The following is a 12,526-nucleotide window of genomic DNA, read 5'->3' on the forward strand; positions in this document are numbered from 1 at the left end:
GTGGCAACTCTGGCACATCTTCGCAAGGCCCGGACGCGGGGGTCCGCTAGGAGGCATTCGCCCACCTCATCGGGTACATGGTCCGATTTCGAACGGCATCGCCCATGCGTCTCGATTGCCACTCTTCGGTGGACCCTGGCGCGGTTTTCCGTAATCTGTTCTATCCGGCTCCGTCCGGCTCCCCCACGATGACCGATTCCGTCCGGCGCGCCGGTTTTCACCGGTGCGGCGGCGGGCCCTCGATCGGGCGGCCGGGCACACCGGGGCGCCGCTGCCAGGGCCGGGGGCCCGTGGCCGGCCGGTAGGCGACGCCGAGGGCGTCAAGTCGCCCGTAGTGGACGGCCATCCGGCGCCCGAAGTCCGCGAAGTCCCGTTCCGGCGGCGCGGGAAGCCGGCTCCAGGCGACCTCGGCGAACGCCACGAGCCTGGGGAACGCCTGGTAGTCCACGCGGCCCGCGTCCTCCATCACCTCGGTCCACACGTTGGCCTGAGTACCCAGCACATGGCGGGCCTCCTCGGCGGTGAGCCCCGCCGGCACCGGCTCGAACCGGTAGACGTCCTCCAGGGTGCGCACGAAGCCGATCGGCACGGGTTCGTCGGGGCCGGGGGCCTGCCGGTGGTCCAGATAGACGTACTGCTCCGGGCACATGACGACGTCGTGGCCGGCGCGCGCGGCCGCGACACCGCCGCCGTAGCCGCGCCAGGAGGACACCGCGGCGCCCGGCGCGAGTCCGCCCTCCAGGATCTCGTCCCAGCCGATGAGCCGGCGCCCGCGCGCGGCGAGCCAGCGGTCGAAGTGCCCGATGAACCAGGACTGCAACGCGTCCTCGTCGGCGAGCCCGAGGTCCGCGATGCGGGACTTGACGACCGGCGACCGCGTCCACTGGTCCTTGCGGCACTCGTCGCCGCCGATGTGCACGAACGGTGAGAACTCGGCGGCGTCCGCGGGGAAGAGTTCCAGGATCTCCTCGAACACCCCCTCGTAGAAGCGCAGTGTGGTGTCGGTGGGGGCGAGGACGTTCGGGGAGATCCCCCAGTCGTCCCAGACGGAGAGGGCGGTGGTGTCGACGACGTCGGTGTTGCCGAGTTCCGGGTAGGCGGCGACGGCGGCCTGCGAGTGGCCCGGTACGTCTATCTCGGGGACGACGGAGATGTGCCGCTCGGCGGCGTAGGCGACGATCTCCCGGATGTCGTCCTGGGTGTAGTAGCCGCCGTGCGGTTTCTCCTCCCACAGCGGCGACGCCCGGTGCCCGAATTTGGTCCTCGCGCGCCAGGAGGCGATTTCGGTCAGCCTGGGGTACCGCCGGATCTCGACCCGCCAGCCCTGGTCGTCCGTCAGGTGGAAGTGGAAGACGTTGAGTTTGTGCGCGGCCATCAGGTCCAGGTAGCGCAGCACGCCCTCCTTGGGCATGAAGTGCCGGGCCACGTCGAGCATGAGGCCGCGCCAGCGGAAGCGCGGGGCGTCCTCGACGGTGCCGCCGGGCAGGCTCCACTCCCGGCCGGGCCGCACGGGAGCGCGCCGGAAGGCGTCGGGGCCGAGCAGTTGCCGGAAGGTCTGGGCGCCCCAGAAGACCCCCGCCGCGCCGCCGCCCAGGATGCGGTAGGGCCCCCCGGGCCCCTCGTCGCCGAGCAGGCGGTAGCCCTCCGGCGGCAGGTCCGGGTCGATGCCGAGCACGACGCGGCCGGGGCCGTCGCCGGTCTCGGGGAAGGGCAGGCCGGTCGCCGCTCCGACGGTGGCCCGCAGCCAGCGCGCGACACCGTCGGTGCCGGGGCCCGCCTCCAGGACGGTGCCGCTGTCGAGGCGCGTGCGTCCGGCCGTACCGGGCGTCCAGCGCACGGGCGCCGGGATCATCGCCGGCTCCTCCGCCGTCCCGTCCGGCCTGCCGGACCCGTCAGCCCTGTCAGCCCTGTCAGTCCCCTCAGTCCCGTCGGTCATGCCGGTCCCCTCCCCTGGCGTCCGCCCCGAACGTTGCAAGATATGCAACGACTGTTTCGCAGCACACAACGGCCACGAGCCTAGGGACATCGCGAACCGGCCGACAAGAGGTCTGGACCACTCGACGGCCGGGAAACGCAAAGGCCCCCGGGACGCGTCCGGACGCGTCCCGGGGGCCTGACGGCTTCAGCCGGGCGGGGTGCGAGGTGACCGCTACTTGTCGTCGCCGCCCTCGTCGCCACCGCTGCCCATGGAGTCGTAGATCTCCTTGCACATGGGGCAGACGGGGTACTTCTTCGGGTCGCGGCCGGGCACCCAGACCTTGCCGCAGAGCGCCACGACGGGGGTGCCGTCGAGGGCGCTCGCCATGATCTTGTCCTTCTGGACGTAGTGGGCGAAGCGCTCGTGGTCGCCGTCGCCGTGGGACACCTGCGGTGTCGGCTCTACGAGGGTCCCCGTACCAGTCCCGCGCTCGGGCTCAAGAGTGCTCATACCAGCAAGGGTACTGAAGCCCGCAGGCATCAGTTGAGCGACGGGTCGTCCGGGTACGTGGCCACCATCGCCAACTCGTTGCGCTGGCGCCGGAGCACCTCGCGCCAGAGTCTCTCCGGGGCCGGTGAGGACACGTCACCGGGCTCGGACTCGACGACGTACCAGGCGCCCTCCACCAGCTCGTCCTCCAGCTGGCCGGGGCCCCAGCCGGCGTAACCGGCGAAGATCCGCAGGGAGCCGAGCGCCGAGGCGAGCAGCTCGGGCGGGGCCTCCAGGTCGACCAGGCCGATGGCGCCGTGCACCCGCCGCCAGCCGAGCGGGGTGCGGTCGCCGTCGGCGCCGCCGGGGATGACCGCGACGCCGAGCGCCGAGTCCAGCGAGACGGGTCCGCCCTGGAAGACCACGCCGGGCTCGCCGGTCAGCTCGGCCCAGCCCTCCAGGATGTCGCTCACGTCCACCGGGGTGGGGCGGTTGAGCACGACACCGAGAGAGCCCTCCTCGTCGTGGTCGAGAAGGAGCACCACCGCGCGGTCGAAGTTCGGGTCCGCCAGGGCGGGCGTGGCCACGAGCAGCCGCCCTGTGAGCGAGGACACCTCGGTCATGCCAGACATGATCCCGCATCTTCCCCTGGTGTGGGGAGCCAATCGGGTTGTGGGAGTGAACGCAGCTCAGGGCGCGCAGGTGCGTCCCTGGCGCACACCGGTACGGTCGGTGACCCCGTGTGGCCGGTGCTGAACCGTTCGTGTTGTGACACAGCCATGACGCGACTGGGGGGTCCTCGGGCTTATGGGAGGGGGGTGGTCGGCGATTACCCTGTCTCTCCCGGCCCCCGCGCAAGTGATCGGCCGACCCCTGCCCGACTCATCGGAACGCGAGATACATGACCGTCAACGACGATGTCCTGCTTGTCCACGGCGGCACCCCGCTGGAGGGCGAGATCCGTGTCCGCGGTGCGAAGAACCTCGTACCGAAGGCCATGGTCGCCGCCCTGCTGGGCAGTGCGCCGAGCCGACTGCGCAATGTTCCCGACATCCGTGACGTGCGCGTCGTACGCGGCCTGCTCCAGCTGCACGGGGTGACGGTCCGTCCGGGTGAGGAGCCCGGCGAGCTGGTGATGGACCCGACGCACGTGGAGAGCGCGAACGTCGCTGACATCGATGCCCACGCGGGTTCGAGCCGTATCCCGATCCTGCTCTGCGGCCCGCTGCTGCACCGTCTGGGCCACGCGTTCATCCCGGGCCTCGGCGGCTGCGACATCGGCGGCCGGCCCATCGACTTCCACTTCGACGTGCTGCGGCAGTTCGGCGCGACCATCGAGAAGCGCGCGGACGGGCAGTACCTGGAGGCGCCGCAGCGGCTGCGCGGCACCAAGATCCGGCTGCCGTACCCGTCCGTCGGTGCCACCGAGCAGGTGCTGCTGACGGCCGTACTCGCCGAGGGCGTCACGGAGTTGTCCAACGCCGCCGTCGAGCCGGAGATCGAGGACCTGATCTGCGTCCTGCAGAAAATGGGCGCGATCATCGCGATGGACACCGACCGCACGATCCGCATCACCGGTGTGGACAAGCTCGACGGTTACACCCACCGCGCCCTGCCGGACCGCCTGGAGGCCGCGTCCTGGGCGTCCGCCGCCCTGGCGACCAACGGCAACATCTACGTCCGCGGCGCCCTGCAGCGCTCGATGATGACGTTCCTGAACACCTACCGGAAGGTGGGCGGCGCCTTCGACATCGACGACGAGGGCATCCGCTTCTGGCACCCCGGCGGCCAGCTGAAGTCGATCGCGCTGGAGACGGACGTGCACCCCGGCTTCCAGACCGACTGGCAGCAGCCGCTGGTGGTGGCGCTGACGCAGGCCACGGGCCTGTCCATCATCCACGAGACGGTGTATGAGTCCCGGCTCGGCTTCACCTCCGCGCTGAACCAGATGGGCGCGCACATCCAGCTCTACCGCGAGTGCCTCGGCGGCTCCGACTGCCGCTTCGGCCAGCGCAACTTCCTGCACTCCGCGGTCGTCTCCGGCCCGACGAAGCTGCAGGGCGCCGACCTGATCATCCCCGACCTGCGCGGCGGCTTCTCGTACCTCATCGCCGCCCTGGCGGCCGAGGGCACCTCGCGGGTGCACGGCATCGAGCTGATCAACCGCGGCTACGAGAACTTCATGGAGAAGCTCGTGGAGCTGGGGGCGAAGGTGGAGCTCCCCGGCAAGGCGCTGGGCTAGCCGAACACCGAAAGGGCGGCCCCCCTCGGCTTGAGGGGGGCCGCCCTTTCGGCGTCTTCAGCCGGGGCACCCTGGTGGATCGGCGCCCCGAGCGGAGCGCTTACTTACCCTTGGCCGATTCCTTGAGCTTCGAGCCCGCGGAGACCTTCACGCTGAAGCCGGCCGGGATGTTGATGGGCTCACCGGTCTGCGGGTTGCGCGCGGTACGAGCGGCACGGTGGGTGCGCTCGAAGGTCAGGAAGCCGGGGATGGTGACCTTCTCGTCGCCCTTGGAGACGATGTCGCCGACGACCTCGGCGAACGCGGCCAGAACGGCGTCGGCGTCCTTCCGGGTCACCTCGGCGCGGTCGGCCAGCGCGGCCACCAGCTCACTGCGGTTCATGTTGTTACTCCCGTGTTCTTCTTGCCGTTGAGGCGTGAGGTGAGATCGATGCCGATGCGCTCGCGCCCAAAGACGCATCCTGCCCCTACCTGCGGCGGTAATGCCAATCCGGCACCCGTAGGAGTCGTGAGAACACCCTAGGGAGTCACACGAAAAGCGCCTGCTCGGCCGTCACCCTAGAGGGCGCCCGCCGGTGGGGGGTTCCACGACACTCCGGTGCGGGGGCCGCCGTGTCGATCCTCACAGCCCCCGCACCCTACGGTACGGCGTCGCTACGACGTCGCGCCGACGGCCTTCGCCGCTTCCCGGACCGCACCGGCCACCGCGCCCGCGACCTTGTCGTTGAAGACGCTCGGGACGATGTAGTTCGGGTTCAGCTCGTCCTCGGTCACCACGTCGGCGAGGGCCTTCGCGGCGGCGAGCATCATCTCGGTGTTGACCGTGCGGGACTGGGCGTCCAGGAGGCCGCGGAAGACGCCCGGGAAGACCAGCACGTTGTTGATCTGGTTCGGGAAGTCGGAGCGGCCGGTGGCCACGACGGCGGCCGTCTGACGGGCGATCGCCGGGTCGACCTCGGGGTCCGGGTTCGCGAGCGCGAACACGATGGCACCCTCGGCCATGGCGGCCACGTCGTCGCCGTCGAGGACGTTCGGGGCGGAGACGCCGATGAACACGTCGGCGCCGCGCACGGCTTCCTTCAGGGTGCCGGTGAGGCCCTCGGGGTTGGTGTTGTCGGCGATCCAGCGCAGCGGGGAGTCGGACGGGGCGTCCACGAGGTCCTCGCGGCCCGCGTGCACCACGCCGTGGATGTCGGCCACGACGGCGTTCTTCACGCCGGCCGCGATCAGCAGCTTGAGGATGGCCGTACCGGCCGCGCCGGCGCCGGACATGACCACGCGGATGTTCTCGATCGCCTTGCCGGTGACACGCAGCGCGTTGGTCAGGGCGGCGAGGACGACGATCGCGGTGCCGTGCTGGTCGTCGTGGAAGACGGGGATGTCGAGGGCCTCGCGCAGCCGCGCCTCGATCTCGAAGCAGCGGGGGGCGGAGATGTCCTCCAGGTTGATGCCGGCGAAGCCGGGGGCGATCGCCTTGACGATCTCGACGATCGCGTCGCTGTCCTGGGTGTCCAGGCAGATCGGCCAGGCGTCGATGCCGGCGAAGCGCTTGAAGAGGGCCGCCTTGCCCTCCATGACCGGCAGCGCGGCCTTGGGGCCGATGTTGCCGAGGCCGAGCACGGCGGAGCCGTCCGTCACGACCGCAACGGAGTTGCGCTTGATGGTCAGACGGCGGGCGTCCTCGGGGTTCTGCGCGATGGCCATGCACACGCGCGCCACACCCGGCGTGTAGACCATGGACAGGTCGTCACGGTTGCGGATGGGGTGCTTGGACTGCATCTCGATCTTGCCGCCGAGGTGCATGAGGAACGTACGGTCGGAGACCTTGCCCAGGGTGACGCCCTCGATGCCCCGCAGCTTCTCGACGATCTCGTCGGCGTGCGCGGTCGAGGAGGCCGCGATGGTGACGTCGATGCGGAGCTTCTCGTGGCCGGACGCGGTGACGTCGAGGCCGGTGACCGAGCCTCCGGAGGACTCCACGGCGGTGGTGAGCTGCGAGACGGCGGTTCCGCTCGCGGGCACCTCCAGCCGGATGGTCATCGAGTAGGAGACGCTGGGCGCCGTTGCCATGGCCGACTTCCTCTGCTTTCACCGTGTCGCGAGTTGTGCCGTCCGATCGTCGCACCTACCCCTCAGTACGTGGTAGTCGCCCTGAGTTGCGGACGTTTTGTTCACACGCCATGAGCGGTCGGCGGACTCTTTCGGAAAACCTCTTCCACCATACGAGAAGCGATCACACGGGGAAAGGGGCCCGCGGCACAAAGAGAGAGGCCCACGTCACACAGGACGTGGGCCTCTCTCACGTTCATGACACCGACCCGCCATGCTCGCCTCGCGGCAAGTGGTCCCTCGCAGGGACGAAGGTTGGGCCCGGGGGCTTGGATCGGGCCGGTGCCACACCAAGGCTAACAAACGGATCCCGCGGAGCCATTCCCGCGCGGGGAGTTCCTGAGGTTTCTAGTCCCGCAGCAGGTCAGGCACCCCCGCCGCGTCCGGCGCGTCCCGCTCCCCCGAGACCACCGTGAGCTGCTGGGTGGCCCGGGTCAGCGCCACGTAGAGCACGCGCAGGCCGGCCGGCGACTCGTCGGCGATCTCCGCGGGCGAGACGACCACCGTCGCGTCGTACTCCAGACCCTTGGCCTCCAGGCTGCCGAGCGCCACCACCCGGTCGCCGAGCCCGGCCAGCCAGCGCCGGGCCTCCTCGCGCCGGTTCATCGCGACGACGACGCCGACCGTGCCGTCCACCAGGCCGAGCAGCCGCTCGGCCTCCGCGCGCACGGTCCGCTCGAGGGAGTCCCGCACGACGGTGAAGCGCGGCTCGACGCCCGTGGACCGGACGGCGGAGGGCGACGGGGAGCCGGGCATGGCCAGGGCGAGGACCCTGGCGGCCAGCTCGGCGATCTCGGCCGGGTTGCGGTAGTTCACGGTGAGCTGGAAGCGGCGTCTGGGGCGGGTACCCAGCGCCTCGTCGCGGGCCTCGGCCGCCTCGTCCGGGTCGGACCAGGAGGACTGGGCCGGGTCGCCGACGACCGTCCAGGTGGCGTGCCGACCGCGACGGCCGACCATGCGCCACTGCATCGGCGTGACGTCCTGCGCCTCGTCCACGATCACGTGCGCGTACTCGGTGCGCTCCTGCGCCAGCCGCTCGGCCCGCTCCCGCTGGGACTCCTCGCGCACCGGCAGCAGCTCCTCGAGGCCGGTGAGCTGGTCCAGCGGGTCCAGCTCGCGCTTCTTGCGCGGCCGGGCCGGGACACCGAGGAGCGCCTGGAGCTCGTCCAGCATGGCGACGTCGTGCACGGAGTACCCGTCGCGCTTCAGCGCCCGGGCGACCTTGCGGACCTCGCCGGGGTTGAGGATCCGGCGGGCCCAGCGGCCGAGCCGCCGCTCGTCGGCCATGGCGGCGAGGACGCCCTTCGGAGTCAGCTCGGGCCACCAGGCGTCGAGGAAGGCGACGAAGGAGTCCTCGCCCATGACGTCCTCGTCGAAGGACGAGCGCAGCTCGGCGGCCAGCTCGGGGTCGGTGTGCCGGGAGCCCGCGCCGGACTTCGCCCACAGGGCGTCCAGCAGCAGCCTGCGGGCACGGGGGCGGAGCAGGTTGACCGGCGCGGTGCCGCCCAGGGCGGTGCGGCGGACGCGTTCCAGCTCCGGGGCCTCCAGTTCGAGGCGGCGCCCGAAGGCCACCACCCGGAGCCGGCCGGGCGGGCCCGCCGGGGTGCGCGGCCCGCCGTCGGCTCCGGTGTCGCCGTCGGTGAAGCCGTCGGTGTCGTCCAGGGAGAGCTGTCCGGCGGGGTCACCGCCCCCGGCACCCAGCTCCAGGGCGCCCCGGGCCGCCTTCCGCAGCACCTTCAGCATCCGGTGGGAGCCCTTGGCGCGGGCCACGGCCGGGGAGTCGTAGAGCGTGGCCTCCACACCGTCGACGAGCGAGCCGATCGCGCGGATGGCGACCTGGCCCTCCTCGCCGAGCGAGGGCAGCACGCCCTCGGTGTAGGCCACCAGCAGCGGGGTCGGAGAGACGATCAGGATGCCGCCCGCGTAGCGTCTGCGGTCCTGGTAGAGCAGATAGGCCGCGCGGTGCAGGGCGACCGCGGTCTTGCCGGTGCCCGGGCCGCCCTCGACCTGGGTGACGGAGGCGGCGGGGGCGCGGATCACCAGGTCCTGCTCGGCCTGGATCGAGGAGACGATGTCCCGCATGGTGTGGCTGCGGGCCTGGCCGAGGGCCGCCATCAGCGCGCCGTCGCCGATGACCGGCAGCTCGCGGCCGTCGAGGGACGCCGTCAGCTCCGGGCGCATCAGGTCGTCCTCGACGCCGAGGACCCGGCGGCCCTTGGAGCGGATGACCCGGCGCCGCACGACCCGGCCGGGGTCCTTCGGGGTGGACCGGTAGAAGGGGGCGGCGGCGGGCGCGCGCCAGTCGATGACGAGCGGGGCGTAGTCCTCGTCGAGCACGCCGATCCGCCCGATGTGCAGGGTCTCGGCGATGTCGGCGGTCCGGTCGGGCCGGACCGCGCCCTCGGCGGGCTCCACCGCCGTGTACGCGCCGTCCGGGCCCTTCTTGCCGTCCTTGCCGAGCAGCAGGTCGATCCGGCCGAAGAGGAAGTCCTCGAACTCGTTGTTCAGCCGGTTGAGATGGACGCCGGCCCGGAAGACCTGCGCGTCCCGCTCGGCGAGCGCGCCCGGGGTGCCGACCTGACCGCGCTTGGCCGCGTCGTTCATCAGGAACTCGGCCTCGTGGATCTTCTCCTCGAGCCGCCGGTACACCCGGTCCAGGTGTTCCTGTTCGACGCTGATCTCTCGGTCACGCACGGAGTCCTGTGCGCCGTGTACCGAGCCGACCGCGGACTGCTGAACCTGAGCGGCCACCGGGCCCCCTTCTGACGTGCTGGGCAGCCGTCAACCGTACGCGAAGGGGACCCGGCAAAGCTACGTCGGCTACGCGTCCACCTGGACGAGCTTCTTGCCGTCGAAGGTCATCACCTCGAAGTGGTCGATCTCGTTCGGCTTGAGGGCCGTGCCACCGCCGATGTACAGCGGCTTCTTGGCCTCCGGGCTCGTCGCGTCCGGGATGCCGTAGCCCCACTTCGGGACGGACCAGGAGCCCAGCGTCTGGCGCTCGCCGTTCTTGCCGACGGCGATCAGGGAGCACTTGAGCGGTCCCTTGACGCCTTTGAGCTGGAGGACCGCCGAGGTGCCCCAGGCCTTCTCGCCCATGGCGACGGTCGCGCTGGCGCCGGTGGCGCCGTCCGACCCCGAGACCTTGTCCGGCAGCTGGTCGAAGGTGGTCTGCGCGCTCGCCGCCAGCGGTGTGGCGGTCTGCCCCGAGTCGCCTCCGCCGTTCACCGCCATGACGGCCATCGGGCCGCCGATGATCAGCGCGGCGGCGGCCGCGACCAGGTAGAAGCCCTTGCGACGCTTCTGCGCCCGGCGCTCGGAGACCTCGTCGACCAGCTTCTCCACCAGGCGCGGACTCGGCTTGGCGGACAGCGACTCGCCGAGCGCGGGTGTACTTCCGGAGTCGGGCAGGTCCGCGAGGGCGGCCAGCATCGGCTCCATCCCGGCCAGCTCGTCCAGTTGCTGGGCGCACCACTCGCAGCCGGCCAGATGGGCCTCGAAGGCGGTCGCCTCGGCGTCGTCCAGAATGCCCAGGGCGTAGGCGCCGACGGTCTCGTGCTCGTTCGGCACCGGAGATCCCTGCATGGGTCCTGACATACCCGTACCACCCGTGCCGAATCCTTGCATTCCCCCGTATCCGCTCATCACGCCGTCACCCCCCGCTCCTCCAGTGCCAGCTTCATCGACCGCAGGGCGTAGAACACCCGGGAACGGACCGTGCCGCTGGGGATACCCAGCGTTTCGGCCGCCTCGTTGACGGTACGCCCCTTGAAGTACGTCTCGACGAGCACCTCCCGGTGGGCCGGGGTCAGGTCGTCGAGCGCGTCGGACAGCGTCATCAGCCACAGCGCCTTGTCGATCTCGTCCTCCGCGGGGATGACCTCCAGCGGCGACGGATCGACCTCCTGCGGCCGGGCCTGCCGGCTGCGGTGGCCGTCGATGACGATGCGGCGCGCGACCGTCACCAGCCAGGGGCGTACCGAACCGGTCGCCCGATTGAGCTGACCGGCGTTCTTCCAGGCACGGATGAGCGTTTCCTGTACGACGTCCTCGGCACGCTGCCGGTCACCGGCGACCAGCCGCAGGACATACGCGAGCAAAGGTCCGGCGTGCTCCCGGTACAGGGCACGCATCAACTCCTCGTCAGGTTCCGAGGGCTGTGAGGACATGCGATGTCGGGCCCTCGATCCACGTTCATTGGCCACGGCCGCATCCTTGCGCACGCCCACCTCCGGTGTCCGGGGGTTCCCCCAGTCGGTCGCTCGCCCACCCGTACGGACGGGGGCCGCGTGCCGTTCAAACCTCAGTGGCAGATTTCTTGTGAGGGGTGTGACGAGCGGGACATGCGCACACATTCCCACCACGTGATCTTTACATTTCAGACACGGCGCCGAGCGCGGCCGGGCCGGCGGTGCGGGAAGGGCGCCGAACGGGATGTTACGGAAATCACTCCGGTCGTCGCGGGGGCGCTATCCGACTCTATCCGGCACAAGACCCGTACCGGACACTCGGGTTCCGGATGCTCAGGCGCGGGCGAGGGCGACCCGCCTGCGGTGCCGTGCCACCCGCTCCCGGTTGCCGCAGACCTCGCTGGAGCACCAGCGCCTCCGTCGCCCCCGGGAGGTGTCCAGGTACACCAGGGGGCAGTTGTCCCCCTCGCACTCGCGGACGGCCGCCCGCGCCTCGGGATCGGTGAGCAGTTCCACGGCGTCGCGCGCGAGGAGGGCGAGCAGCCCCGCGCACCCGGGCGGCGGCGCCAACCGCCGCACCAGCGTGCCGTCCTCGCCGCGCACCGCGCACGGCACCGGGGGCGCGGCACGGGCGATCTCGTTGAGCCGGCCGAGCGCGCGGTCGTGCGGTCCCGGCTCCCCCGCGTCGCCGCCGCGCAGCAACCGGCCTACGTGTCCCCGCAGTTCCCGGAACCCCGGCAGCCAGGAGGCGTCGGCGTGGTCCAGCGGGGTGCCCGGTGGCACGAGCCCGGACCCGCTGATCCAGGCCCGCAACGGCTCGACGGTGTCCAGCCGTTCGGCCGGATGCGCGGTCGCGAGGAGGTCCAGACAGATCCTCCCGGCGTCGAACCGCGGCTCGTGCGGGACCGTGACCGTACCCAGTGCCATGTGCCTGCCACCGCCTAGGACAGGGGGACCGTTGCGTCGCTCCTCCTCACAGTGCCCGCCCCGGCGGGCCGCCGGAACCCCCCGTACCGGGCTGGACGCACGCGTATGCGGCCGCGCTCCTCGGCCATGTCCCCGGCGGCGGTTCCCCGGTTGGCTTGTGGGCATGTCGGAGAAGAGAAGCAGCAGGGCCGTCCTGGGCGCGGCCACGGTCGCGATGGGCCTGATCGCCGGGGTGTTCTACGTCTTCGCCTGCGCGGTGATGCCGGCCCTGGACCGCAGCGACGACCGTACGTACGTCGAGGTCATGCGGGACATCAACGTGGTGATCCAGAACCCGGTGTTCTTCCTCGGCTTCCTGGGGGCCCTGGCGCTGACGGGGGTGTCGGCGTGGCAACTGCGGGGCACGGCGGGCGGCCGGTGGGTGGTGGCGGCGCTCGTCGCGTACGGGCTCGCCTTCCTCGTCACGGTCGTGTTCAACATCCCGCTGAACGACGCCCTGGCGGCGAAGGGCGATCCCGCCGCCCTGCGGAAGCACTTCGAGGACCCCTGGGTGGCGTGGAACGTCGTCCGGGCGGTGCTGTCGACGCTGGCGCTGACCTGCCTGGCGCGGGCGCTGACGGCCGTGCGGCCCGCCGCCGAACGCTGACGGCC

11 protein-coding genes are annotated in these 12,526 nt (G+C 71.3%); 2 read left to right on the forward strand and 9 right to left on the reverse strand.

Annotated elements, in window-relative coordinates:
- Positions 1 to 217: 217 nt before the first annotated feature.
- From PV343_RS35300 to PV343_RS35310, 3 genes are all read right to left on the reverse strand, one after another.
- Positions 218 to 1,852 carry a beta-N-acetylhexosaminidase gene (locus tag PV343_RS35300; RefSeq protein WP_319151121.1) on the reverse strand — a complete coding sequence of 545 codons (1,635 nt, stop codon included), beginning with the start codon at positions 1,850 to 1,852 and terminating at the stop codon, positions 218 to 220.
- Between the two features lie 297 nt (positions 1,853 to 2,149).
- Positions 2,150 to 2,428, reverse strand: a complete 279-nt coding sequence (locus PV343_RS35305; RefSeq protein WP_043478366.1) for a DUF3039 domain-containing protein — start codon at positions 2,426 to 2,428, stop codon at positions 2,150 to 2,152.
- Between the two features lie 29 nt (positions 2,429 to 2,457).
- Positions 2,458 to 3,030, reverse strand: a complete 573-nt coding sequence (locus PV343_RS35310; protein WP_319151122.1) for a YqgE/AlgH family protein — start codon at positions 3,028 to 3,030, stop codon at positions 2,458 to 2,460.
- A gap of 278 nt (positions 3,031 to 3,308) precedes the next feature.
- Here PV343_RS35310 and murA point away from each other — a divergent pair, with 278 nt between their 5' ends.
- Positions 3,309 to 4,649 carry a UDP-N-acetylglucosamine 1-carboxyvinyltransferase gene (gene murA, locus PV343_RS35315; protein WP_319151123.1) on the forward strand — a complete coding sequence of 447 codons (1,341 nt, stop codon included), beginning with the start codon at positions 3,309 to 3,311 and terminating at the stop codon, positions 4,647 to 4,649.
- A 100-nt stretch (positions 4,650 to 4,749) separates the two neighbouring features.
- Here the strand turns inward: murA and PV343_RS35320 are convergent, their stop codons facing one another.
- The 6 genes from PV343_RS35320 to PV343_RS35345 all read right to left on the reverse strand — a co-directional run bounded on the left by PV343_RS35320 (position 4,750) and on the right by PV343_RS35345 (position 11,875).
- Entirely contained in the window at positions 4,750 to 5,031 is a 282-nt protein-coding gene (locus PV343_RS35320) for an HU family DNA-binding protein (protein ID WP_020940366.1), read from the reverse strand.
- 272 nt (positions 5,032 to 5,303) lie between these two features.
- The gene (locus PV343_RS35325; protein ID WP_319151124.1) at positions 5,304 to 6,719 is read right to left on the reverse strand and encodes an NAD-dependent malic enzyme; all 1,416 of its coding nucleotides are present in this window, start codon (positions 6,717 to 6,719) and stop codon (positions 5,304 to 5,306) included.
- Between the two features lie 387 nt (positions 6,720 to 7,106).
- On the reverse strand, positions 7,107 to 9,509 hold the full coding sequence (locus PV343_RS35330; protein ID WP_319151125.1) for a HelD family protein: 2,403 nt from the start codon (positions 9,507 to 9,509) through the stop codon (positions 7,107 to 7,109).
- A 69-nt stretch (positions 9,510 to 9,578) separates the two neighbouring features.
- A complete protein-coding gene (locus tag PV343_RS35335) occupies positions 9,579 to 10,403 on the reverse strand; it encodes an anti-sigma factor family protein (RefSeq protein ID WP_387954198.1) in 825 nt (274 codons plus the stop codon).
- Positions 10,403 to 10,987, reverse strand: coding sequence for a sigma-70 family RNA polymerase sigma factor (locus PV343_RS35340; RefSeq protein WP_030167252.1), 585 nt, complete (start codon positions 10,985 to 10,987; stop codon positions 10,403 to 10,405). The genes PV343_RS35335 and PV343_RS35340 overlap by 1 nt, the downstream gene beginning before the upstream one ends.
- A 294-nt stretch (positions 10,988 to 11,281) precedes the next feature.
- Positions 11,282 to 11,875: a CGNR zinc finger domain-containing protein gene (locus PV343_RS35345; RefSeq protein ID WP_319151127.1), complete on the reverse strand. Its 594-nt coding sequence runs from the start codon at positions 11,873 to 11,875 to the stop codon at positions 11,282 to 11,284.
- Positions 11,876 to 12,038: 163 nt separating this feature from the next.
- Between PV343_RS35345 and PV343_RS35350 the strand changes: the two genes are divergently transcribed.
- Positions 12,039 to 12,521, forward strand: a complete 483-nt coding sequence (locus PV343_RS35350; RefSeq protein ID WP_319151128.1) for a DUF1772 domain-containing protein — start codon at positions 12,039 to 12,041, stop codon at positions 12,519 to 12,521.
- Positions 12,522 to 12,526 lie beyond the last annotated feature (5 nt).

It is taken from the genome of Streptomyces sp. WI03-4A (assembly GCF_033792105.1).
GTDB classification, from domain to species: domain Bacteria; phylum Actinomycetota; class Actinomycetes; order Streptomycetales; family Streptomycetaceae; genus Streptomyces; species Streptomyces collinus_A.

Excerpts from the sequence above, each read along its gene's own strand:
- PV343_RS35320 (WP_020940366.1), bottom strand. The coding sequence starts at position 5,031 with ATGAACCGCAGTGAGCTGGTGGCCGCGCTGGCCGACCGCGCCGAGGTG.
- PV343_RS35345 (WP_319151127.1), bottom strand. The coding sequence starts at position 11,875 with ATGGCACTGGGTACGGTCACGGTCCCGCACGAGCCGCGGTTCGACGCC.
- PV343_RS35300 (WP_319151121.1), bottom strand. The coding sequence starts at position 1,852 with ATGATCCCGGCGCCCGTGCGCTGGACGCCCGGTACGGCCGGACGCACG.
- murA (WP_319151123.1), top strand. The coding sequence starts at position 3,309 with ATGACCGTCAACGACGATGTCCTGCTTGTCCACGGCGGCACCCCGCTG.
- PV343_RS35305 (WP_043478366.1), bottom strand. The coding sequence starts at position 2,428 with ATGAGCACTCTTGAGCCCGAGCGCGGGACTGGTACGGGGACCCTCGTA.
- PV343_RS35325 (WP_319151124.1), bottom strand. The coding sequence starts at position 6,719 with ATGGCAACGGCGCCCAGCGTCTCCTACTCGATGACCATCCGGCTGGAG.
- PV343_RS35310 (WP_319151122.1), bottom strand. The coding sequence starts at position 3,030 with ATGACCGAGGTGTCCTCGCTCACAGGGCGGCTGCTCGTGGCCACGCCC.
- PV343_RS35350 (WP_319151128.1), top strand. The coding sequence starts at position 12,039 with ATGTCGGAGAAGAGAAGCAGCAGGGCCGTCCTGGGCGCGGCCACGGTC.
- PV343_RS35335 (WP_387954198.1), bottom strand. The coding sequence starts at position 10,403 with ATGAGCGGATACGGGGGAATGCAAGGATTCGGCACGGGTGGTACGGGT.